Below are 24,503 nucleotides of genomic sequence, written 5' to 3' on the forward strand. Positions count from 1 at the left end.
GCCAAGTATGAGTAATGCGCAAGAATTTTGTGCTCTGAATTGGGTAAAGGATGAGTTGGACATCTCCATTCGCCATGCCCGGCAGGCCCTTGAAGCCTATGTGGAGTCACCTGGAGACGGCAGTTCGCTCGCTGTATGTGGTGATCATCTGCATCAGATTGCCCGTGTCTTGCAGATGGTTCAGGTGTATGGCCCCAGTATGCTCACCGAGGAGATGGAACTGGTTGTCAGAGACATGGCAGAGGGTACGGTCAGACAAGAGGAGGATGCGGCCGAAGCCTTGATGCTGGCACTTATTCAACTGCCGGACTATCTGGAGAAGCTGCAGGGCGGTGATGCCGATATTCCGATGATTATTCTGCCATTGCTGAATGATCTGCGTGCGGTGCGGGATGCTCCACTGCTGTCGGAAGCGGCACTGTTCAAACCTGAAATCGACACGGCTCGGGCAACGGGTGAAGCGAATGCTGAGTTGCCGATGTACGCCCGGCAGATCAGGCAGAAATACCATTTAGGCCTGCTCAGCTGGTATCGCAAACGGGATACCATTCACGGCTGGCCGTTGTTGCGGGATGTTTTCACCACGCTTCATCAGCACGCGGGTACAGAGCCGGTACACCATCTGTTCTGGGTTGCCGAAGGTCTGATGCACGGTCTGATCGAGGGATCGATTGCCCCGGGAATTGCTGTCAAGCAGTTATTCAGCCGTCTCGATCGCAAAATGAAGACGATTATCGACATGGGTGAGCAGGCGCTGGTTGAGACTCCGCCGGAAGCTCTCTTGAAGAACCTGCTCTATTATATTGCCCGGGCGGAATCCGACAATACCCTGATAAAAGAGATCAAGGATGCCTATAACCTCGATTCTGTCATGCCCAGTGAGGCTGAACTGACCGAGGGCAGGTTGGGCTTGACCGGCTCCAACGCCGAATTGGCTGAGTCGATCAAGGATGCGGTTGGCAGTGAGCTGACCCGCATCAAAGATATTCTCGATCTGTTCATGAGGGATGAAAAGCCTGACATGGAAATGCTGGGTCATCTAGAGGCCCCAATTCGGAAACTGGCGGATACACTCGGCATGATCGGCCAGGGTGCATTGCGATCGAGACTCAATCGGCAAGCCGACAAAGTTAAGAATTTCGTTGAGCAGGAGGTACTGCCTGAAGAGTTCGAACTCATGGAGATGGCTGGAGACATTTTGTATGTAGAGTCCTCGCTCAGTACCCTGCATACCTTTCAACCTGTAAAAGGGGATGGGTCGACTGATGATGGTCTGGTGCAGAGTCTACCGGAAGGTGAATACCAGAATCTGATCAAACAGACGGTCAGAGAGGCGAAAGTAGAGATTGCCAAGTCTAAGGAGGCGATCATCAGCTTTACCGAGGCGACGGATAACAGCTCGGTTTTAGATAGCGTCTATGAGAGTTTCAAGCGGGTTCAGGGGGCGTTGAACATGCTCAACCTGGGTGATGCCGCTGAACTGATGTATCAAACGGGAGAGTTTGTACAATCCTACCTGATCGATGATGAACACATACCTGTCCGTCAACAACTCAACTCCCTTGCGGATGTGGTCAGCAGTATCGAGTATTATCTGGAGACACTGGTGGATGGGGCCGGTGATCGCCAGGAGATACTGGCAATCGCCCAGTCAGCATTGAATGATCTGCAGAATCTGGGCGGTGTCGAGATCACGACCTATACCGAACCGTCTGAAAACATCAATCTCGAAGAGTCGGCTGATCAGACAGAGGGCTATGAACTCGATGAGGAAGAGATCTCTGATCTGGAGCTGGGTGCCAGTAGCCTGCAGATAGAGCAGCCGCAGCCTGAGCTGGAAATCATCTCTGAAGAATCCATGGACACGGCATCTGCACAAGAGGCTGAAACTCAGGAACCAGAGCTTGAAATCGAGCAGGAACCCGAAATCGCATCTGTTGATAAGCCCGTGCTGGAGGACATCGATCCTGAGATCCTTGAAATCTTCACGGAAGAGGCGCGGGAAGAGCTGGAGACTATTCAGCAACATCTTCCGCGGTGGCAGCGAGATCATAATGACAGAGAGGCGCTGGCAACATTCCGACGCTCATTTCATACGTTGAAGGGAAGCGGACGCCTGGTTGGCGCGAAAGTGATCGGTGAGTTGGCCTGGGCGGTTGAAAACATGTTGAACCGCCTGATCGACGAGACCATCAAGGTCAATCCTGACATGATGGATCTATTGAACCGAGTCACCGATTCACTACCGGAGTTGATCAGTTGCCAGGAAAAGGGTGTATATCCGGACCTGGATGTTGAACTTATCCAACGCCAAGCCTATGCGTTGGCTGATGGCAAGCCCATGCCTGTCGCCAATCCGGAGCAAATGGAGAGCGTTGACGAACAGCCGGCAGAGGAAGAGGCACTCGAAATAGATACCCAGCCATCTGAAGTGTCTGAGGATGTCTTGAGTGAAACTGCCACACCGGTGGTTGAGATTGAAGAAGAGATAGAAGAAGCGACAGATGCGGAAGAAACAGAATCAAAACAGGAATTCGATACCTTTCTCGACGACCTGTCGAGTCTGGAAATTGACACTGATCGATCTGAAATCTCCGACCAGGACTATGAACCAAGCGCTGAAGCTGCAGTCTCCGGGACAGATACTGCAATAGATGCCGAAGAGATATTACCCGAACAGGCGGCCGAAGAGGGATTGCTTGAGGAATTCACCGATTCCGATTTAGAGATCGAGATAGATTCGGAGTTGCTTGATGTCTTCGGTGAAGAGTCCGAGGAACATATACTTGAGATCGAGCAGTTCATCGAAGGGGCTAGAAAAGCGAAGACGGAGATACTGATACCGGAAGAGGTGGTGCGTGCTTGCCATACCCTGCATGGTAGTGCCCATATGGCGGGTATCTCACCAATCGCCATGCTCAGCGATGCGATGGAGGACTATGCCAGGGCATTGCATGAGCAGCAAATGGTTGTCGATGAGGAGATCCTTGAACTGTTCGGTGGCAGTGTCGGTTACATTCGGAAACTGCTCGAGTGGTTACCTGAAGAGAGTCTACCCGAACCTCATATAGACACCTACCTTAACGGTTTGCGCAGTGCACGTGCACAAATTGAGGGTGAGGAGCGGGTAATCGTCGAAACACAGCCTGAACAGGAAGAGGTCCATTCAATAACTGACGATCTGGAGTCAGTGTCTGAAGTTGATCAGTCTGTTGAGGAAGCTGGGGAGACGGTTGTAGAGGAGCTGACGTCAGAATCGGAAATCGAGGAACCGGTTGAACCGATCACGGATGACGCCATCGTACCATTCCCTGCGGATGAAGATTCGCAACCTGGCGAGGTGAAGATTGATCTACCCGAGACAGCCGATATTCCAGCTCAGGATGCGATTGAATCAAACCTAATAGATCTGGCCAGTTACCAGCTCGATGAGGAACTGTTTGAGATTGAGGGAGATGATGAGCTGGTTGAGATTTTTGTCGAAGAGGGACGGGAGCTGTTGGACAATCTCGAACAGCACTACAACGGATGGATTGAGTCTCCTCTGGACACCGCGGTCGTGGACGAGTTCAAACGCTCTCTGCATACCCTCAAAGGGAGTTCCAGGTTGGCAGGCATCAACCCAATAGGGGATCTGAGCCATGGTCTGGAAAACCTTTTCGAACGCATGTCCCGCGAAGAGATCGAACCGGATGCCACTCTGACGAATATGGTTCGCCAGGCCCTGGATGTCCTGGCGACACAAATAGATGATGCCGAGTCGGGTGGAAACGTACGCTTCTCATCTCAACTGCTATCCAGCCTGGAGGCGCCTCTCTCAAGTGCCGGGTTGAATGAGATAGATCGGGTTGAAGTCGAGGATGAGACTATTGGCGGGGATCTGCAGCTGGCCGAGGTTGAGGATGATGACCTTGAAGAGGAACTCCAGCTAATCGATGTCGAGGATGACGTCGTTGAGGAGGAACTGCCACTGCCCGAGGACAGCGTGCTTGGAGAGGGGGAGCTGGATCTAGCTGAAATCGATGATGCCGGCCTTGAGGAAGAGTTGCAAAAGGCAAAAGAGTCGGGTTTGGAATCTCCACAGATAGAAGCGGTAGATACCTCCTCATACTATGATGAGCCAATGAGCTTTCTGCATGATGGCGACCTGTTCGAGGTGAGCGAGGACCCGGAACTGGTTGAGATCTTCATTGAGGAATCACGGGAGTTGATGGAAGCCCTGGAGGCCAATTATAACCAGTGGTGTGAGAACCGGGCAGACCATACAGGCCTGGATGGAATGCAGCGGGCGTTGCATACCATCAAGGGAAGTTCGCGTCTTGCCGGTATCGAGCCTGTGGGTGATCTGAGTCATGCCATGGAGTCCTTGCTGAACGGAGTAGTCAGGGGGCAGGTGGACATATCAGATAGAGTGTTTGCTGTTGTACGCCAGGCACTGGATTTGATTGCCACACAAACGGATGATGTCGCCAATACCGGCAAGGTCCATCAAGCTGATCCAATGATCGAGCGGATCCAGGAAATCATTGATAATGCGTCACTGGAAGAGGATTCCATAGAAGAACTCATAGATCCAAATCTTGAGGAAGAGTTAGAAGAGTTGGAAGAGTCTGAGAGGGGTGCTGATGCAGTCGCTGAATCGGCTCCTGACGATGAAGATTTGGTGATACCTTTCGAGAGCTTCAATCTTGATGGTGTCAACGAGGAAGCAAGCAATCTGACAGATGAATCCTTCATGCTTGCGCATGATGAAGTACTGCTCGATGTCGGTGAAGATGATGAGTTGGTGCAGATCTTCATTGAAGAGGCGAAGGAATTCATTGAGCATATCGAAAGCAGTTATCAGCAGTGGTTTGAAAATGTTGACGACCATACAGCCATTGATGGTGTACAACGCAATCTGCACACATTGAAAGGCAGTGCACGGTTGGCTGGCACTATGCCGGTTGGCGATCTGAGTCATGCAATAGAATCGGTGATGACAGCCATTGTCGAAAAAGAGATTGATCCGATCGAGACGGTCACTGATTCAATGAGACACGCAATCGATCACCTGGCCCAGCAAATCGAGACAATCGCGAAATCCGGTAAAGTACCTGCCTCTGATAACGAGGTTGATCAGCTGCAGAATCTGCTTGGCGGCGAACCCACGCCTTCACATGCGGATTTGGTGGAGCCGATTCAGGAAGTACAGGAGGATGAAAGCAGCGAAGAGTTGGAGTTGGTTGAAGAAGTCATTGAGTCGGCGACAGTGCTTCCGTTCAACGATGAGATTGCAAAGCTGCTTGAACCGGATAAGAAAGAGGATGAGGAAAGTTTTAAGCCCACCAAGGAACAGGTACGTGTCAATGCGGATCTCATGGATCGCCTGGTCAATCATGCGGGTGAGGTGAGTATCTACCGGGCACGACTCGAACAGCAGAATAGCGTGCTTGGGTTCAACCTGTCAGAGTTGGAGCAGACAGTTTCACGTCTGCATAATCAATTGAGAAATCTGGAAATCGAAACCGAGGCACAGATCATCTACCGTTGGGAACGGGAGCATGAGGATGACCGTGACAGGACCGAGTTCGATCCACTCGAACTAGACAGATTTTCTACCATGCAACAGCTCTCCAGGGCCTTGATGGAGACGGTCAACGACCTGGGAAATACCAATGAGTCGCTGAGAGACCTGCAACGCGAAACAGATACATTACTGTTGCAACAGTCGCGTATCTCCACTGATCTGCAGGACGGTTTGCTGCGCACACGCATGGTGCCGTTCGCTCAACTTGTACCCAGAATGCAACGCCTGGTTCGTCAGACCGCCGGTCAATTGGGCAAGAAGGCCAATCTTGAGTGTTTTGGAGTTGAAGGGGAATTGGATCGCAGCATCCTCAACCGTATGGTGCCGGTACTGGAACATTTGCTGCGCAACTCGGTTTCCCATGGTATTGAGCTTCCCGAAGATCGTCAGAAGGCAAGTAAGCAGGAGCTGGGCAGAATTTCCCTCTATCTCGATCGCGAGGCGACCGATGTGCTCATCACACTCTCTGATGATGGGAGAGGATTGGATATCGAGGCGATCCGCAAGCGCGCCCTGGAACAGGGTATGATCGATGCCAATGCCGAGATCAGTGATGATGACTTGATTCAGTGTGTGTTGTTGCCAGGATTCAGTACTGCCAAAGAGGTTACTCAGATATCAGGACGAGGCGTCGGTCTCGACGTGGTAACCAGTGAAGTCAAGCAGCTGGGTGGGTCTTTGGAGATCGATTCACAACCCGGCCGCGGTACCAGTTTTATCATTAGACTGCCACTGACCCTTGCAATATCCGATGCCCTGTTGGTTCGCGCGGGAGAAGAGATCTATGCGATTCCCCATGGCAGCATATCAGGTGTCGTGAGGATTCGCCGTCAAGAGCTGATGGCCTGCTATGAGGGGGGGCGCGAAGGCTTTAGCTACGGTGGCAAGAACTACAAGGTCAGTTATCTCGGTCGTATGATGGGGGTCGGGCAGCACGAGATACCGGAAGCGACGCGCTGGCTGCCCCTGTTGTTGTTGCAGACAGGTGAACATCAGGCTGCATTGCAGGTCGATGAACTGCTTGGCAGCAGGCAGGTTGTGGTGAAGTCACTTGGTAAGCAGGTCGGCAGTGTACGTTGGATCACCGGCGGTACTATTCTTGCCGATGGAAGGGTGGCATTGATACTCGATCTTGCTGCCCTTGTGCGTATGGATGCCACTCATGCCGCTTCCCCGCTCAGCATAGCCAAGGAGGCACCGAAAAAACGGGCAGAGGATCAGTTGCGGGTCATGGTGGTGGATGATTCCATTACCGTGCGCAAAGTTACCAGCCGCTTGCTGGAACGCCACGATATGGAAGTGGTCACGGCAAAAGACGGAGTCGAAGCAGTTGCACTGTTGCAGGAACAGGTGCCAGATATCATGTTGCTGGATATCGAGATGCCGCGAATGGATGGATTCGAACTGGCACGGCATATCAATAACTCCGTCGACTACTATGGCTTACCGATCATTATGATCTCATCCCGGGTGGGTGATAAGCATCGGCAACGCGCTATGGATTTGGGCGTAAAACGTTGCCTTGGTAAGCCATACCAGGAGAGTGAATTGCTGGATAATATCAACGAGGTCCTGGCGGAAAGCAGATTATGAGCCGAATCGTTGTCAAAGAGGTCAGAAGTGTCCTAATTCCACTCCATGAGCTTCAACTCCTGTTGCCAAATGCAGTCATTGCCGAAGTGATAGGTTATCAGGAACCCGAGTCTGTGGAACAGGGAAAGCCTGATTGGCTAGTGGGGAGCACTATCTGGCGCGGTGTGGTTATTCCCATTGTCTCATTCGAGGGTATGCTGGGTGCACGGGTCGTCATACCCGGACACCGTGGCAGAATCATGGTCATGAATACTCTGAACCAGCAACAAAAGCTCACCCATATCGGTTTGGTTGTGCAAGCCATTCCGAGCCTTGTCAGAGTAAGTGCCGACAACGTCATTCCGCTAAATTCGGAAGATGAACTCGATCCACTGATTAAACAGCGGGTGGAGTTGGATATGAACCCGGCAATGATACCTGATCTGGATGAAATCGAACGACAAGTTTTAGATGTCGTAAACTGACACCCGCCCTCATCCTGCACCCTTGTCTCTACATCAGCGCTACATAGAAATACTGCAAAAAAACGGATTTGAGCCTGATCCTCATCAGGAGATCGTAGTTGCTTCCTTTGAGCGCCTTGCCGGAGAGTTACGACGGAAAACAAGATCCAGTGGCTGGTCTTGGTTTAAGCGGAATGTATCTGTCGAGGGCATCTACCTTTGGGGTGGGGTTGGCAGGGGTAAAACCTGGTTGATGGATCTTTTTTTTCAATACACCAGGGAAGCCGGTGTCGAACGCCATCACTTTCACAGTTTTATGCGTCAAACTCATCAGCGTTTGCAGCATCGCGAGGGTGAAAGTGCACCGATGGAATTGATTGCTGCCGAAATGGCACAACGAATGCAGGTATTGTGTCTCGATGAATTCAATGTTATCGATATCGGTGATGCCATGCTGATGCGTGGCCTGCTGGAAGCATTGGAAAAATCTGGAATAATTTTGGTGACAACCTCCAATCGACATCCTGATGAACTCTATCCGGGGGGCATACAACGGGACAGTTTTCTCCCTGCCATCGAAATCCTGAAAAGCAACAATCATGTGATTGAGTTAATGGGGGATGATGATTACAGGTTACGGCTGTTTGAAGCGTCAACCGTTTATCATACGCCTTTGGGAGACAATGCAGCGAAACAGATGAAACAGGAGTTTGATCGCCTGGTGTGTGGAGATGTGGAGAGCGGCGGGCGATTCTCAGTTCCGGGTAGGGCGATCCGATTTCTAAAGCGTGCAAATGGCGTGATCTGGTGCGACTTCAATGCCTTGTGTGGTCCACCCCGTTGGCAAAACGACTACCTTGAATTGGCGCGTTGCCACCATACGGTGTTTATCTCAGATATTCCCTATCTTGACGGCACTTGGGATGATCGCACACGTCGTTTTATCAACCTCGTTGATGTGTTTTATGACCGCAAGGTCAAGCTGGTTATCAGTGCTGAAGGACTGCCTGAACGACTCTATGCCGGTACGCGTTTGGCATTTGAATTCAATCGAACCGCAAGCCGCCTGAAAGAGATGCAGTCTGCCGCCTACCTTGAGACGCCGCATATCGGCTGAGGATTCAATCAGAGAAGTCACCCCAAAGCGTTTGTACCGCGGCAATGGTCGCCAGTGGTGCCGTTTCGGTACGCATAATCCGCGGACCCAGCCGAACACCGACAAAGCCCTTCTTGATGGCGAGTTGGCGTTCATTGCTTGTCAGTCCGCCTTCGGGCCCGATGAGGATTGAGAGGCTGCTTTGGGGAGCATCGATCTGATGCAGGGTAAACCGGCTGCGGTGATCCAGTAAAATCGTCGTGGCACCCTCTATACTACTCAATGCGCTTCCATACTCCACCGGTTTGTCGACAACCGGTATGCGGCATCGCCCCGACTGCTCACAGGCATTGATAACGATACGCCTCCAATGTGCCTGTCGGCGGGTACTCTTTGTTTCATTCAGTTTGACGACACAGCGATCGGTCAAGACAGGTGTAATATGGTTGACACCGAGTTCGGTCGCCTTTTGTATTGCGAAGTCCATGCGTTCGCCTCGGGAGATGCCTAATATAAGGTGAATCGCCAAATTGCTTTTCGCTTCATGCTTGATTAGTTCGCCGATTGTGGCGGTTACCTTTTGTTTGCTGACCTGAGTGAGTGTTGCGCCATACTCCTCACCGTCGGTGTTAAACAGTGCGACATTGTCTCCGGCACGAAGTCTCAACACCTGGTTGATATGGTGTGACGGTTCTTCCTCGAGGGTAATCTGCAAACCATTCTGCAGGGGATGAGAAGTGAAGAATCGATGAATACGCATATTGCGATTGACCTACTTCAAAACAGAGTATGGAAAATGACCGCTAATGAACGCACATCAGGGCACATTTAACACCAATGATATGACAGGTGTAGCCAACAATCAGATGTTACTTTCAAAATTATTGATTGCGAAGTTGTATTAGTTACGATCATCGGGATTCACTTTGTTGTGGCTATCTTGCTATTTCCTCGCTGCCTTCGGGATACTCGGCTTTCTGGATTGCCCGGGCAGCGAGGCGTTGGTCGATAAGATTCTTAACCATAATCAAGAGTCCCAGTCCGATGAATGCGCCGGGTGGAAGGATTGCGATCAGCATACCGGGGAAATTATCGATCTTGATGGTGAATCCCTGTGCGGCCTCGCCAAACATCAGATGCGCCTGATCGAACAGTGTGCCCTGCCCCACCAGTTCGCGCATACCGCCAAGTGTAACCAATACTAAGGTGAATCCGATACCGATACTTATACCGTCCACCAGTGAATGAGAGAGATTGTTTTTTGAAGCAAAAGCCTCTGCGCGACCGATGATGATGCAGTTGGTTACGATCAACGGAATGAAGATGCCGAGTATCTTGTGCAGCTCATGGAAATAGGCATTCATACTCAGTTCAGTGGCGGTGACGAATGAGGCGATTACCAGGACAAATACAGGTAGGCGTACTTCAGGGCGTACAAAGTTGCGTATCAGAGAAACTGTTGTATTGGAAGCAACCAGGACAGCTGTCGTTGCAAGTCCCAGGCCAAGGCCATTGATGGCTGTATTACTCACCGCAAGCAGGGGGCACAGGCCAAGCAGGGCGACGAGTGCCTGGTTGTTGTGCCACAACCCGTCAACGATGAGATTACGGTATTTTTGTTCAGCCATAGCTTATCCCTTATGCTCTATTGTTGGGGATCGATCGTAAAGCGCATCCTTGTTATCCCTTACATAAAGCAGTGTCTTCTTCACGGCCTGGACAATGGCGCGTGGTGTTACGGTAGCACCGGTGAACTGATCGAATACACCACCATCCCGTTTGACGCCCCATTTCTTCAATGGCGGATTGTGTAACGATTTACCGTTGAAACTGTATATCCAGTCTGAGCGCGATTCCTCAAGCTTGTCGCCCAGGCCGGGGGTCTCTTTATGGCTGATCACTCTTACGCCACCCAGCGTACCGTCGTATCGGACCGCCACCAGCAGTTTGATCGGTCCACTGTACCCGTTGGGTACGACAGTGTTCAGTACAACGGCCACCGGTTGTTCCTGTTTGCGGCCGCGATAGACAGTTGTCTCATCCCAGCCGAGAGAATCTTTTGCGCTGACTGTGATGACATCGGAGATCATATCGTTGTCAATGCTCTCAGACGGTACAAGTGCATGCAGCGAGCGTAGCAGGGCTTCGCGTTCGTTCAATTCGATGCGTTCTTTGGTAAATGCATGGGTCATGGTCACCAGCGAGGTGCCTAAAACCGCAAATGATGCAAGGATTGCGGCTGCAATCAGTATTGCATGTCGGTTATTCACGCCTCACCTCACCATGTCCGTAGGTTCGCGGGCGGGTATAGTAATCGATGGTCGGTGCTGCCATATTCATCAGCAGAACAGCAAAGGCCACGGCATCCGGATAGCCTCCCCAGGTGCGGATGACATAGACCAGCACTCCGATTGATGCGCCATAGATCAACTGACCGGTTCGAGTGGTGCAAGCGGTGACAGGATCAGTTGCGATAAAGAAGGCACCGAGAATGGCTCCGCCGCTGAAGACATGAAATAGTGGAAAGGGGAAGCTCTCTGCATCGAACAACCAGAAGATGGCCGCCATGCCGACCAATCCGCTGAGAAATGCCAGAGGTATATGCCAGGTGATTGTGCGCTTGTAGACCATCCAGATACCACCCATCAGGAACCAGTTGCCGATCCACTCCCAACCGAGACCGCCAAAATCACCCCACAAGGGATTCTGCCGGATCTCGCTGATCATGCGGTTGAGATCGAGATTGGTACGCATCTGGTCCAATGGAGTGGCCATGGTGATGGCATCCAGTGTTATCGTCTGAGGTAGTGCGCCGGTGAACTTGTATGCCAGGATTTGTGACAGATTGAGCTGCTGCTCCGCCAATATGAAAGGAGGCAGCCAGCTGGTCATCTCCACCGGATAGGAGATCAGCAACAGGACGTAGGCCGCCATGGCGGGATTGAAAGGGTTATAGCCCAAGCCGCCATACATCTGTTTAACCATAATGATGGCGAAGGCCATGCCAAGAATAACCAGCCACCAGGGCAGCAGCGGTGGGATGGCAACTGCAAAGAGCAGGGCGGTGACAACTGCGCTTAGATCCAACAGTACCGGTGTCACAGGGCGCTTGCGCAGTTTGATCACCAGGGCCTCGAATGCGGTTGCGGCGATGACAGCCAGTATCAAATTGATCAGCACGCCCCAGCCGAAGTAGAAGATCAGGGCAATAATCCCGGGTAAGAGCGCCAATACCACCTGCAGCATCACCTTATCTACCCTGTTGATGCGTTTGGTGTGGGGAGAGCTTGTAGTATGAAATTCCATTATTCGGAATGCTCCTTCTGTTGCTCCTTCTCCTCTCGGGCAACCAGGCGTCTCTTGTCCACAGCCTCGATCTGCGCCTGTTGGTCGGATGTCAGGTTATCGGTATTTTTGGGCCTGTGCTGTTGCCTGGCCTTTTTCTCGGCTGCGCGTTTCATGGCTGCTTCGATGGCAGCTTGTTTGGCATCCTTATCGCTGATTTCCTGTTTGGACGCTTCCCTCTTCTTCGCCGGCGGTTTACTCTTCAGGTCCTGTTTCTTTTTACGCAGCCTTGCTTTACGTTCTGCTTCCAGTCGCTCCAGGCGTGAGACCCGGAAATCGTGCCGCTGTTTGGCGTGCTCGGATTCACGGCGTTCCTGCTCCTGTGCCCAGCTCTCCGCCTTGGCATAACGATAGTACTGGACCAGCGGGATATGGGAAGGGCATACATGTGAGCAACAGCCGCATTCGATGCAGTCGAACAGGTTGTAATCCTGTGCCTGTTCCAGATCTTTGGCCCGGCTGTACCAATAGATCTGTTGCGGCAGCAGATTGGCTGGACAAACATCGGCACAGCGTCCGCAGCGGATGCATGCCCTGGCCGGTTGCGGTGGCGGACTCTCCTCTTCGCTTGGGCAAAGCAGACAGTTGGCGCCCTTGGTGATGGGGACCTGGTCAGTATTCAGATCAAACCCCATCATGGGGCCACCCAGAATCAATTGCTGCGGCTGTTGTTCGATATAGCCGCCGGCCTGGGCGATAAGATCCCCGGCAAGCATACCCAACGGGACTTCAAAGTTACCCGGCTCACCAATCCCCTCGCCGGTGATCGTCACGATACGGGAAATCAGCGGCCGGCCATCGAGCACTGCGTCTGCGATAGCTGCGGTAGTGGCGACATTATGGCAGATTACACCCACTTGGGCAGGAAGGCCGGAAGTGGGGACCTCGCGCCCGGTGAGGATTCGGATCAGCTGTTTCTCGCCGCCACTGGGATAGAGTGTGGGAATACGCACCACTTCGATATTCTCTTCATCCCGCAGCTCCTGAAACATCGCGAGAATCGCTTCGGGTTTGTTGTCTTCGATGGCGATCAGACACTCTTCGCTCTGCAGCATGTGCTGTAGAATACGTGTTCCCTCCATCACGCGACCTGCAAAGTCCCTCATCAGCCTGTCATCGCAGGTGATATAGGGTTCACACTCGGCGCCATTGATGATCAGGGTCTTGATGGGCTTACCCGGATTGAGTTTTATCGCGGATGGAAAGGTGGCGCCACCCATGCCCACGATACCCGACTCACGGATGCGTTGGCGTAACTCCCGAACATCCACAGATTTAAAATCGGTCATCGGTTCAGGTAGATCCACCCAGCTGTCATCGCCGTCGGGTTGGATGACGATACATTGACCGGTCAGCCCTGAAGGATGGGGGACAGCATGTTCGCCTATCGCAATGATCACACCTGAAGTGGGCGCATGCACCGGCGCGGAGACCGGGGCGTTAGAATTGGCAAGGATCTGTCCTTTGAGTACCCTCTCTCCGACGGTGACCAGGGATTGCGCCTGGACACCGATATGTTGCTGTAAAGGCAGCACCAATCGGCTGGGCAGTGTGGCCTGCTGCAACGGCCTATCCAAAGAGATCTCTTTTTTCTCCGGCAGGTGCAGGCCGCCATGAAATTGCCACAGCTTCCGGGTCTTGCCTTTTTTCGACTCAACATACACGGGATTCAGCCTGCCTTCCTGAGTAGGTCGGGAGTGGCAATCTCCTCCAGGCCGCTTTGTGGGAAGGGCCAGCGCCAATTACTCGTATTCAATGCGATCGGTTGCATCACGATGCAGTCGACAGGGCAGGGCGGCAGGCAGCGTTCGCAACCCGTGCACTCGTCAAAGATAACGACATGCATCTGTTTAGCGGCCCCGATAATTGCGTCTACCGGACAGGCCTGCAGGCAGAGGGTGCAACCGATGCACTCCTCCTCCTTGATCAGTGCGATGGATTTAGGTTTCTCCTGTGCAACAGTTTCATCCAGGGGCATGGGATCCCGCCCCAGGAGGTCGGCGAGTGCGACCATGGTGGTTTCTCCACCGGGGGGGCAAAGATTGATCTCCGCTTCGCCGCCGGCAATGGCCTCCGCATAGGGGCGGCATCCTGCAAAACCGCATTGACCGCATTGGGTCTGGGGTAACAGTTGTTCTATCTGATCGGTAATCGGATCTCCTTCCACATGAAACCGAATACTGGCATAACCAAGCAGAAGGCCGAACAGGGCGGCAAGGGTGGAAACAGTTAAGATGGCAACTAACATTGATACGTGATCCTTACGAGGCGACCAGTCCCGCGAAGCCCATAAAGGCCATCGACATCAAACCGGCGGTGATCAATGCGATCGCGTTTCCTTGCAGTGGTTCAGGGACATCCGCAACGGTAACCCGTTCACGAATACCGGCAAATAGTACCAGGACCAGTGAGAAGCCCACAGCGGCACCGAATCCGTAGAGTGCGGACTCAATAAAACCATGTTGCTCCTGGGTATTGAGCAGGGCCACACCAAGCACGGCACAGTTTGTGGTAATCAGTGGCAGGAAGATACCCAGCACCTGGTACAGCATGGGACTGGTTTTATGCATCACCATCTCGGTGAACTGGACCACAACCGCAATCACCAGGATAAAGGCGATGGTGCGGAGAAACTCCAAACCGAGGGGAATCAACAGATACTCGTTGACCAGATAGGAGCAGATAGCGGAGAGGGTGAGTACGAAGGTCGTGGCCAGCCCCATGCCGGTTGCCGTTTCCAGCTTGCGGGAGACTCCCATGAACGGACACAACCCCAGAAATTTCACCAGGACGAAGTTGTTCACCAGCACGGTGCTGATCAGGATAAGGGCGTACTCTTGCATAAAATAAACTGTCGATACGTGTTGGCGTAAGGATAAGCGGCTGTTTAATTGGTTACAACTCGTGTCTAATGGGTAATTTCACGATACTATGCGTGTCCCGGCCATTTACCGCATTGATATGCCGCAAATGGAGCGGTTTATGGCAAAAAAATAGTGTTTCAGGCCATATAGTCAGGCCTGAAACCCTCACGATAGGTGGGTATTTCAATATTTGAGATGTAGTCTTGGGTCAATATTACCTCGCCTGTCCGGAGTGACCAATAACAGGTGCCTGACAGAAAAACAGGCCATAACGAATAATTGAGGATGAGGAGTGAATATGAAATTAGAATCATTGGCGCTACATGCCGGTTATGAATCGGAACCCACTACCAAGGCAGCTGCGGTTCCCATCTATCAAACCACCTCTTATACATTTGACGACACCCAGCATGGTGCAGACTTGTTCGATCTTAAGGTGGTTGGCAACATCTACACGCGTATCATGAATCCCACTACGGCGGTGCTGGAGCAGCGTCTGACCGAGATGGAGGGTGGTATCGGCTCCTTGGCATTGGCGTCGGGAATGGCGGCCATTACCTATGCGATCCAATGTATCGCCAGCAGTGGTGATAATATCGTCAGTACCAGTCAGTTGTACGGTGGTACCTACAATCTCTTCGCGCATACCTTCCCACGTCAGGGAATTGAAGTGCGCATGGCCTCATTCGACGATTATGAGAAGCTCGAACAGCTGATTGACGACAAGACCCGGGCCCTGTTCTGCGAATCCATAGGCAATCCTGCGGGTAACGTGGTGGATCTGGACAGATTGGCCGAGATTGCCCATCGTCACGGCGTTCCTTTGATCGTGGATAACACGGTGGCCACCCCCTATCTCTGCCGTGCCTTCGATCACGGTGCCGATATCATCGTCCATTCGCTCACCAAATATATTGGCGGTCATGGCACCACGGTCGGCGGGGTGATCATCGATTCGGGTAAATTCGACTGGGTGGGAAACAAGGCACGTTTTCCTATGTTGAATGAGCCTGACCCCTCATACCACGGCGTCGTCTATACAGAGGCACTTGGCCCGGCTGCCTATATCGGTCGTTGCCGGGTGGTGCCGCTGCGCAATACCGGTGCCGCGCTCTCCCCGCACAGTGCGTTTCTGATCATGCAAGGCCTGGAAACCCTGGGATTGCGTATGGAACGGCACTGCGAAAACTCCCTCGCCGTGGCGGAATACCTGAAACAGCAGGCGCAGGTGAAGTGGGTCAACTATGCAGCCTTGCCGGAGAGTCCGCACTACGAACGCTGCCAAAAAGTCACCAAGGGACAGGCATCCGGCATCCTCAGCTTCGGTATCGAGGGAGGCCGTGAGGCAGGCGCCCGTTTCATCGATGCATTGCAGATGATCCTGCGCCTGGTCAATATCGGTGATGCCAAGTCCCTGGCATGCCACCCCGCCACAACCACCCATCGCCAATTGAGCGAAGAGGAGTTGGCAACGGCGGGGGTAAGCGCGGACATGGTACGCCTCTCCATCGGCATCGAACACGTGGACGACATCATCGCCGACATCAGTCAGGCATTGGAGGCGGCGAAGGGGTGAACTGGGGTTAACAGATCTCACTAGACAATCTAGCTAACCTCACTCACAACCAACAACCAGCTACAGGATATTAGTTTCTGTGACGTGATCATGTTGCCGCTAGTGGCTGGCAGGGAAGCCGGCTCAGGTGCCACCGTTCCGAAAGGTCACTTTCATAGCTGCCGTCATTCACGCCTCTTAGGCTTCTACTGCAAACGTCGAGGTTCAAAGTCCATTCCATCTTTCGCATTACATAGAATTCATATGAAAAAACCTTCATGTTGACCCTGTCACACCTGCTTTTTGCAGCATTAGGTTTTGCCATGGGTATCTACATGCTGCCAATCCTTACAGCACCTGAGGCACCCAGTGCCGAAGAGGTGGCGGCTGCACTATCGTGGCCATCATCAATCAGACGCTGTTCCTAATCCTGTCTAGTCTGTCAGGCCGGCGACAAGCTCCAATACCTGTTCCGGGGTAAACGGCTTTTCCAGGCAGGGTCGGGCAGTCTCCTTGAGAAATGGCGATATGTTTGCCGAAAGCGTGTCGCCGGTAATGAAAGCAGTGTGCGCAGCGAGATCGGAATAATCTTGACGCAAGATACGCCAGAGTGCCGAGCCGTCCATGTCCGGCATACGGATATCGCATAGCAGGATATCGCACTGGTGATTTTCAAGCCAGTCCAATGCCTCGCGGCCACTGCTGACCCGGGTTGCCATGAGTCCTGCCGATTCCAGAATCTCCTGTAAAAGCTCAGAAATTTCGCTTTCATCATCGACGATCAGGATGTGCTCCTGCAAGTTGCGGTGAGTTCCATCTGCACCAGGCCGCTCGATGACAGGTTTGTCGGAGAGCTTCAGGTCCAGCCACAACACAAAGAGTGCACCCTGTTCATTCTCTTCCAGACAGAGTTCACCACCGTGATCGCGGGCAATGCCTTGGCTAACCGAGAGGCCGATTCCAGTACCTATATCAGCTTCCTTGGTCGTGAAAAAGGGGTCAAAGATGCGCGGTTTGATTTCTTCGGCGATACCCGGACCATTGTCGCCGATTCGACAGAATAGGCGATCATCACGCTGTCCGGTTGTAATCCATATCCGACGTGGTGGTGAGCACTCTTCCAGTACGTGTTGTGCGTTTACGAGCAGGTTGATAATAATCTGTCCAATTTGATCGGCATCCATGAGTGATTCGGGCAGATCCTCATCCAGGTCCATCACCAGGGCGATGTCGGCGGTGCGTAACGCATAGGCCAGCAGATCAACTGCGCTGGTGACGATCTGGTTAAGGTTGGCATGGGTCATTTCCGGTGGTTTCTGCCGCGCCATGGAGAGGAAGGTACGTACGATGCGGCCGCAACGGTCCGCCGCCATGTTTATCTTCTGTACATCGGAACGGATTGCCTCGTCGCTGACCTTGGATTCGAGCAGTGCTGTCCGTCCCATCAGGATGGCCAGGGGATTGTTAAGTTCATGTGCCACGCTGGCGAGCAGCTCGCCCATTGCCGACAATTTTTCGCTCTGTCGCAACACTTCGCGTTGGCGTGCCAGTTCCTCGGCTATCCTTTTTTGCTCGGTGATGTCACGGGTTATCGACAAAAGGTGGGGTTGGCCGCGATAAGGTATTGGAATGCTGCGTGATTCCAGGTCGATCACCGTACCATCTTTGCGAATCGCGCGGATCTCCATACTAGACGCCTTATTGTCCAGCGCTTTAGTACGGTATCGGTTATAGGCATCCATCGAATCAGAATGGATGATTTCATGGAACGGTTTAGAGAAAAACTCTTGTTTGCTATAACCGGCCATGTGCCAGGCTGCCGGGTTGGCGTCAACCATTTGGCCAGTGCTGTCCCACAGGATTAACGCATCACTTGTGGCCTGGAATATGGAACGATATTGTTCTTCACTCGCCTGAAGCGCTGCCTCGGCTTCCTTACGCGCGGTGATCTCGCGTGTGAAGGCGAGGATGCGATCCTGTCCGCCGATTGACGCACGGCGCAGGTATACTTCATCCCAATGCAGGCTGCCATCTCTGTTTTTGCGGTGCCATTCGAAATGCAATTTCTCGCCATCGATCGCGCGCTCGATCAGGCGGGCTGCATCTTTAAGCGTATAGGGAGGCACCCCTGAGCTTAACTGGCCAACATCGATATTGCGCAGTTCCGCCTTACTATAACCATAGGTGCTGCAGGCGCGTTTATTGACGTCGAGGATGGCACCGGTTTCGATGTCGTGGACAAAGATGCAGGCTTCGGATGTCTCGAATATTTCCCGGTAGCTGATTTCGGATTCGCGGAGCTCGTTGTCGGTACGCTCGCGCTCAAGCTCGCTGGCGGCACGGCCTGAAAAGATCTTCAGCAAGGATTCGGTCAATGCCTGATTGCGCAGCGGTCGGCTGTCGAGAATTGCGAGCAGACCAAGGACCCGATCGGCGGAATCGAACAGAGGGATCGCGGCGTAACTATCGGCACCGATCTCGACCAGCAGCTCGTCTTCAGGAAACAGTTGCTGTATATCCCGGGAATAAAAACGGAATTTCTGGCCTATGACATTGTTGCAGGGACTGCCCTGCAGCGGGTAGGTGATGTTGTCCTGTATTTTTCCCTTAGCGTATAACGCACGCGTGCGGATGTGATCCTTGCCTTCCAGAACACCGATCAGGGCATAGTCGGTATTTGTTGCCTGTGACAGGTATGAGACCAGGGTATCGAACAAGTCTTTGCCATGCGCCTTGGAAATCCCAAGTGCGGACTGACGCAACGCTTCCTCAGCTCGCTTGCGCTCGGTGATATCAGTGGAAATACCGCAGACTGCATAAATATCGCCATTACTGTCATACAACGGAAACTTGTTGGAGATATAGGTATGCAAGCCGTCATCGAAGGTAACGGTCTCTTCAAATTCGAGTACCGTGTTACGTTCGATGACCTGCAGGTCATTGGCTCGAAATTCATCAGCTGTCTTTTGTGGAAAAACTTCGTGTAGCTTTTTACCCAAGACCTCTTGGGAGGAGGTGTCCAGTAGTCGCTCGAAGGGCTGGTTGACAAGGATGAAACGGTCCTCGACATCACGCACATAAACGACTGCAGACGAGTTATTCAAAATTTGTTGCAGGCGTTCTTCGCTTTCCCTGACCATCTGTAGTGCGCGATGATTTACCTTGAAAGTATTGGAAATGAGATCCGCCCATTTTTGCCACAGGCTGGGTAATGAAGGTTCTTGCGTTGTCGGGTTTGTCGAAGCGTCATGTATATATTCCACCAGGCTCAGCGCCGGTGCGATATAGTGCTTGCGTAAAATATTAATTGCAATAAACAGAGTTGCTATCAGGGTGGCGAGTATGACTGCATAGGGAAGTAAACGGGGAAACAACAGTGCCAACATTTCGTCATGACTGACCAGATAGATCAGAATCCATGGTGCATGACGGGTTTGCTGTATTACCAGAATATGGCCGTTAGTATCCCGATATTCTTGATCATCCTGTACATACTTCTGTTTCCATTGTTCGCCGAATACGTTGGGAAACAGCTCTGCTGCCGACATGATCGTATCGGGTGGTACACCGTTGGAATCCGCCAGTAACATCTGCTGTTTGTTTAATATCAACAAGCGACCAGCGGTGGGTTTCAAATTCTGCAGAAAACGTTCCAGGGTGATAAGTTTTACATCGGTGCCGACAATGCCGTGAAACTCATTATCAAGGTAGACAGGGGCACCCAGGGAGACCATTGCGCCCGTTCCGCCGGCATCGATATAGGGTGCGGTCCAGTAAGTTTTGCGCTCCGGGTTTTTTTGTGGTGTACCCGCCTGGTAGATTTCATATTCAAACCACTTGTCAATAGATTTCCGTAAAGAGGTTATGCCGCTGGCTGCGAGGATCTCTTCAGTACTGAACCAGGGATAAACTGCGACTGAATTCAATTGCGTGGAAAAGAAATAGGACCATTGAAAATAATCGGAGACATCATGTGTGAGCCTGGCCAGGGAGAAAAATTCCAATGCCTGGTCGATACTGACATCACCTATGCCTGTCTGACGAGGATCCTGGCCATTCCACACCAATTGACCGACAAATGCGCGCTTATCGTTTGGTACGCCATCCAAGGTGTAGGCGTCGAGTTGTCCGTTGAGCAATTTGGGCTTGAAGTGATTACGCAGATCACTGGGATAACTTGGTGGACTGGTAAGATAGTTTTCCGACCAGGCCTTTAATTGCAGTACGTGATCATTGGCCTGCTTGGCGATACCATCAAGTGCAAAGGCATAACTCGATGTGGTTTGTCTGAGGTTGGCAACCACCTGTGCTTGCTGGTCATGGTACTGGTTTGCTGCGAGTACGGTGATAATGATGAACAGTGGCAGGACAACGATGAACAAAGTCCGACGATAGCGTCCATATAGGCGTTTCACTGGAGCCTTTTCGCTGGATAAACTTGTCGTGTCCTGAATAGATTTATTTGGCGTATCCATTATTGAACGTACATGTAACCGACACCGCGAACGGTTTTGATCGTATCCGGTTTTTCCGGATTACGTTCGATTTTACGTCGTAGGCGCATGATGTGCAGATCTATGGAACGATCATACACATCCCAGTCGCGATGATGTGCGAGTTCCATGATTTGATCCCGGTTCAGGGCACGATTGGGATGTTTTGTGAATACACGCAACAGATCGAATTCCATTGCCGTGATAGGTACTTCACGTCCGGAAGCGTCGAACAGTTTGTGCATATCAAGGTCGAGTTCGCATACTCCAATCCGTATTCTGCCTTCTGCAATCTCGGTTGGGTCTGCTTTATGCCGGCGGCGGATCACACTCTTGACCCGGGCCAGTAGCTCGCGTAAATCGAAGGGTTTGGCGACATAGTCATCGGCTCCGATTTCGAGGCCAACAACACGGTCAACAACATCGGCGGCGGTCGTCAGCATAATGATGCCTACATTTGGGTGGGCGTCACGCAGCCAGCGTGCCAGTGATAACCCGTCCTCTCCAGGCATACGGATATCGAGAATGACAACAACTTCAGGGACTTTTTTTTCGAATAGCGGACGGGCCTGTTCGGCGCTGCAGGCACTGACTACCTTAAAGCCCTGCTGTCCGAAATACTCAAGCAGAATTTCGCAAATTTCAGGCTCGTCATCCACGACGAGCAAGGAGGCGCCTTCAGTCATGATGAACCCTGGTCATTATCTATTCCCGATTATGCAGAATTCCAACTCGACGGGATACTTGTTTGAAACAATTAAAACAAAAATAGCAGAGCGTTGAAGATACTGACAAACTCCGGGCTTTCGTCACCCTGAATCGCCCATAGATTATTTCCTTATATAGGCTGGCTTCCGATGGGAATAATTAACAGTAAATTATTGAATGCAAGAGAAGTTTTTTAAACATCGGATCTGATGTTGATGAGGCTGTCCCGGGTTGGACCGATCGATAATTTCATCATCATTTTTGTCAATCCTCTAACCATGGGGTGCTAGGTGTTTCATTTCTGTTTCTTTAACAGGAAACAATTTCTACAAATTGATTCATACCAAGAAATTCTTTTGAAACCTGACCCCGTTATTTTTCTATTCAAGTCATTTATCACGCCATTACAGGGAAAGCTCAAATGCATGGTGTCGGTCAACGTGCAGCCTTGCTGAATAAATTAAAATGGGTGTCACTGTCGCGCAAGGCGACCGTGCTGGCACTCCGGTATGCAGTATGGATCTTACTGCTATTCGGTGGGATAACCCTGTGGGCCGCAATGCAGTTGCCATCATTGCAGATTGATGTTTCACCGCGTTCACTGGCAACCGCCAATGACGACTCCATACTGTTATCTGATGAGTTTCAACAGGGCACCGAGAATATGGCTCTAGTTGCTATCGAGGATAGAGAGTTATTCACGGAAGAGAGCCTGTATACTGTCAACAGTATCATTCAAGAATTGCAAGGCCAACCGTTTGTAAAAAGGATAGAAAGTCTCTTCAATACACCTAATCCCCGGGTGGAAGGCGAAACAGTTCACACGGATCCATTCATTCACCGCATTGACCCGACTCCCGCGGAGATCGATCGGATTATTGGTGATGCCCGTGCAAACGCATTGGTATATCGAAACCTGCTATCTGACAACGGTGAAATGATGGTTCTCACTATTGAGTTGGATGCCGATGAGCTGAAACACGATTCTGCCCATCGGATTGCGACCGAGATCGAGAATCTCCTGGAACCTTATCAGGAAACCTTCGATAAGCTCTTTCAGCTTGGCATGCACTATATCGGGCAACAGGCGAGCAGGTCGATCCAGCAGGATTTCATATTGTTGATTCCACTTAGCCTGGTGCTGCTGTTTACGGTTCTGACGTTGATGTTTCGAAGTTCGATAATGGCATTACTGCCGATTTTAACTTCTATCATCAGCATCATCTGGTTCCTCGGTACCATGGCATTCCTTGGCATCCCGCTTACCATCATGACCTCAATGGTGCCGGTGTTGATTGTAATAATCGGTTCAACTGAGGATATACATCTTATTTATGAGTACCTGAAGGGACACGGTTCAGGTATTGGCGCAGGTGCTGCGATCCGATACATGGTGCGACGTCTGCGCTTGGCAGTCATGTTGACCTTCATTACCACCTATCTTGGTTTTGTGGCAATCGGTACGAGCCCCATTACCATGCTGCGTGAATTCGGCTGGTTGGCCTCAACAGGACTATTGGTCAATTTCCTTGTTACAGTCATCCTGCTTACCGTGATTTTAAAACTTTTTGGAGCCAGGATGACAAGAAACAAACAGGATCGGCACCCTGGGATGGCATTGTTTGAAAAGCTGAGTAATGCCTTATCGAAGTTGATTCTGAAACACAAGAATAAGCTGTTCGCAATCACATGTGTGGTATTGGCGGTGTCACTTTCGAATGGTTTGAATCTGAATTTCAATCATAACCTTCTCGACTATTTTTCTGACGGTTCAGAAGTGAAACAACGTATTGAGTCGCTGGAAGGCCACATGAATGGAACAGAAAACTTTATTATTGTCCTGGATGGACGCAGCGAGGGTACATTCAGCCAGCGTCGATACCTGGATGAGATTAGTAAAATCCAAACCTACGTTGAAACATCTGCTTTTTTCCACAACTCTGTGTCATTGGTCGATTATCTCGTGTTACTGAACCGTGTTATGAACGATGGGCATGGCAATGAACTGCCTCAGGACGATGATATAATCGAAGGCTTAACCAGCCTGGTCGATATGAAAGACATGCGCTCCGTGGTCGCGGAGGATTTCAGCCGCTCGGCGATTATCGTGCGCCACGGGATTGCGGCATCGGAGGAGGTGCACAGGGCGTTGGTGGAGCTGAAGACGTTTCTTGATGAACACATTGATCCAGTACTGGATGTATCCTTAGCTGGTTCAACGATCTCATCCTACGAAGCCCATCAAATTATGTCACAAAGTATGCTGATATCACTGGGGTTAATGTTGGTCGCCATTCTGGCAGTGGTGTCGCTGTTGTTTTCAAGCTATAAGATTGGGTTGGTCGCAACAGTCGCCAATGGATTTCCCATAGTTCTGCTATTTGGTGTGATGGGCTGCTGTGGTATAGAGATGGATGCTGCGACGTCGATGATCGCGGTTATTGCGCTCGGTATCTGTATCGATCACTCCATGCATTTCATGGTTTGTTATCGCTCTGCCTTGAGCGTGCAAAGAAACCCGGTATGGGCGGTGCGCTGTGCAATGAAACACAAAATCATCCCGATTACGACGGCCAGTCTGGCACTGTTTCTAGGACTGGGAGTGCTGGTTTTTTCCGGCTTTGAACCGATTGCCCGCTTTGGTATGTTGAGTGCGTTGGTAATCGTTGCAGCCTATTTTTCCAACCTGGTGATCATGCCTGCATTACTGCTCATGCGGACACCAGCTAAATATGCAGAGGCATGGTTGTACGCCATGGTCAGGCCGATCGGTGGATTGTTGTTGCTGCGAAGAATGGCTAAAAATCCACAGATCAATGCAAATGATTTTTGATTGA

Annotated in this window: 14 protein-coding genes; 5 read left to right on the forward strand and 9 right to left on the reverse strand. The window is 51.5% G+C overall.

Annotated features, from left to right (window positions below; genetic code table 11):
• The first annotated feature begins 7 nt into the window (after nt 1-7).
• Genes CODIS_RS06950 through zapE form a run of 3 tightly spaced genes read left to right on the forward strand, consistent with a single transcriptional unit; the run spans nt 8 to nt 8,722 of the window.
• A complete protein-coding gene (locus CODIS_RS06950) occupies nt 8-7,162 on the forward strand; it encodes a hybrid sensor histidine kinase/response regulator (protein WP_069122759.1) in 7,155 nt (2,384 codons plus the stop codon).
• A complete protein-coding gene (locus CODIS_RS06955) occupies nt 7,159-7,626 on the forward strand; it encodes a chemotaxis protein CheW (protein WP_069122762.1) in 468 nt (155 codons plus the stop codon). Before CODIS_RS06950 ends, CODIS_RS06955 begins: the two co-directional genes overlap by 4 nt.
• A gap of 22 nt (nt 7,627-7,648) precedes the next feature.
• Nucleotides 7,649-8,722, forward strand: coding sequence for a cell division protein ZapE (zapE, locus tag CODIS_RS06960; protein WP_069122766.1), 1,074 nt, complete (start codon nt 7,649-7,651; stop codon nt 8,720-8,722).
• Nucleotides 8,723-8,726: 4 nt separating this feature from the next.
• Here the strand turns inward: zapE and CODIS_RS06965 are convergent, their stop codons facing one another.
• The 7 genes from CODIS_RS06965 to rsxA all read right to left on the reverse strand — a co-directional run bounded on the left by CODIS_RS06965 (nt 8,727) and on the right by rsxA (nt 14,889).
• Entirely contained in the window at nt 8,727-9,461 is a 735-nt protein-coding gene (locus tag CODIS_RS06965) for a 16S rRNA (uracil(1498)-N(3))-methyltransferase (RefSeq protein ID WP_069122768.1), read from the reverse strand.
• Between the two features lie 175 nt (nt 9,462-9,636).
• Nucleotides 9,637-10,329: an electron transport complex subunit E gene (locus CODIS_RS06970; protein ID WP_069122772.1), complete on the reverse strand. Its 693-nt coding sequence runs from the start codon at nt 10,327-10,329 to the stop codon at nt 9,637-9,639.
• Nucleotides 10,330-10,332: 3 nt separating this feature from the next.
• Entirely contained in the window at nt 10,333-10,971 is a 639-nt protein-coding gene (gene rsxG / locus CODIS_RS06975; RefSeq protein WP_069122776.1) for an electron transport complex subunit RsxG, read from the reverse strand.
• Nucleotides 10,964-12,007 carry an electron transport complex subunit RsxD gene (gene rsxD, locus CODIS_RS06980; protein WP_069122780.1) on the reverse strand — a complete coding sequence of 348 codons (1,044 nt, stop codon included), beginning with the start codon at nt 12,005-12,007 and terminating at the stop codon, nt 10,964-10,966. Before rsxD ends, rsxG begins: the two co-directional genes overlap by 8 nt.
• Complete coding sequence (gene rsxC / locus CODIS_RS06985; protein WP_069122783.1) at nt 12,007-13,710, reverse strand: electron transport complex subunit RsxC; 1,704 nt, start codon at nt 13,708-13,710, stop codon at nt 12,007-12,009. The genes rsxD and rsxC overlap by 1 nt, the downstream gene beginning before the upstream one ends.
• 5 nt (nt 13,711-13,715) lie before the next feature.
• Nucleotides 13,716-14,294, reverse strand: coding sequence for an electron transport complex subunit RsxB (gene rsxB / locus CODIS_RS06990; RefSeq protein ID WP_069122787.1), 579 nt, complete (start codon nt 14,292-14,294; stop codon nt 13,716-13,718).
• A 13-nt stretch (nt 14,295-14,307) separates the two neighbouring features.
• Nucleotides 14,308-14,889, reverse strand: coding sequence for an electron transport complex subunit RsxA (rsxA, locus tag CODIS_RS06995; protein WP_069122795.1), 582 nt, complete (start codon nt 14,887-14,889; stop codon nt 14,308-14,310).
• Between the two features lie 319 nt (nt 14,890-15,208).
• Between rsxA and CODIS_RS07000 the strand changes: the two genes are divergently transcribed.
• Nucleotides 15,209-16,486, forward strand: a complete 1,278-nt coding sequence (locus tag CODIS_RS07000) for an O-acetylhomoserine aminocarboxypropyltransferase/cysteine synthase family protein (RefSeq protein ID WP_069122797.1) — start codon at nt 15,209-15,211, stop codon at nt 16,484-16,486.
• 413 nt (nt 16,487-16,899) lie between these two features.
• On the opposite strand, the gene CODIS_RS07005 is transcribed toward CODIS_RS07000, so the two are convergent.
• Together CODIS_RS07005 and CODIS_RS07010 are read right to left on the reverse strand one after the other, a co-directional pair.
• Entirely contained in the window at nt 16,900-20,880 is a 3,981-nt protein-coding gene (locus tag CODIS_RS07005; RefSeq protein WP_069122800.1) for a PAS domain S-box protein, read from the reverse strand.
• 59 nt (nt 20,881-20,939) lie between these two features.
• Nucleotides 20,940-21,644, reverse strand: a complete 705-nt coding sequence (locus tag CODIS_RS07010) for a response regulator (RefSeq protein ID WP_069122804.1) — start codon at nt 21,642-21,644, stop codon at nt 20,940-20,942.
• 443 nt (nt 21,645-22,087) lie between these two features.
• On the opposite strand from CODIS_RS07010, the gene CODIS_RS07015 reads away from it, so the two are divergent.
• Complete coding sequence (locus tag CODIS_RS07015) at nt 22,088-24,499, forward strand: efflux RND transporter permease subunit (protein WP_069122807.1); 2,412 nt, start codon at nt 22,088-22,090, stop codon at nt 24,497-24,499.
• The last annotated feature ends 4 nt before the right edge of the window (nt 24,500-24,503 follow it).

This window comes from Candidatus Thiodiazotropha endolucinida, from assembly GCF_001715975.1.
GTDB lineage: Bacteria > Pseudomonadota > Gammaproteobacteria > Chromatiales > Chromatiaceae > Thiodiazotropha > Thiodiazotropha endolucinida.

Excerpts from the sequence above, each read along its gene's own strand:
- CODIS_RS06950 (WP_069122759.1), top strand. The coding sequence starts at position 8 with ATGAGTAATGCGCAAGAATTTTGTGCTCTGAATTGGGTAAAGGATGAG.
- CODIS_RS06955 (WP_069122762.1), top strand. The coding sequence starts at position 7,159 with ATGAGCCGAATCGTTGTCAAAGAGGTCAGAAGTGTCCTAATTCCACTC.
- CODIS_RS06965 (WP_069122768.1), bottom strand. The coding sequence starts at position 9,461 with ATGCGTATTCATCGATTCTTCACTTCTCATCCCCTGCAGAATGGTTTG.
- CODIS_RS06970 (WP_069122772.1), bottom strand. The coding sequence starts at position 10,329 with ATGGCTGAACAAAAATACCGTAATCTCATCGTTGACGGGTTGTGGCAC.
- rsxD (WP_069122780.1), bottom strand. The coding sequence starts at position 12,007 with ATGGAATTTCATACTACAAGCTCTCCCCACACCAAACGCATCAACAGG.
- rsxB (WP_069122787.1), bottom strand. The coding sequence starts at position 14,294 with ATGTTAGTTGCCATCTTAACTGTTTCCACCCTTGCCGCCCTGTTCGGC.
- rsxA (WP_069122795.1), bottom strand. The coding sequence starts at position 14,889 with ATGCAAGAGTACGCCCTTATCCTGATCAGCACCGTGCTGGTGAACAAC.
- CODIS_RS07000 (WP_069122797.1), top strand. The coding sequence starts at position 15,209 with ATGAAATTAGAATCATTGGCGCTACATGCCGGTTATGAATCGGAACCC.
- CODIS_RS07010 (WP_069122804.1), bottom strand. The coding sequence starts at position 21,644 with ATGACTGAAGGCGCCTCCTTGCTCGTCGTGGATGACGAGCCTGAAATT.
- CODIS_RS07015 (WP_069122807.1), top strand. The coding sequence starts at position 22,088 with ATGCATGGTGTCGGTCAACGTGCAGCCTTGCTGAATAAATTAAAATGG.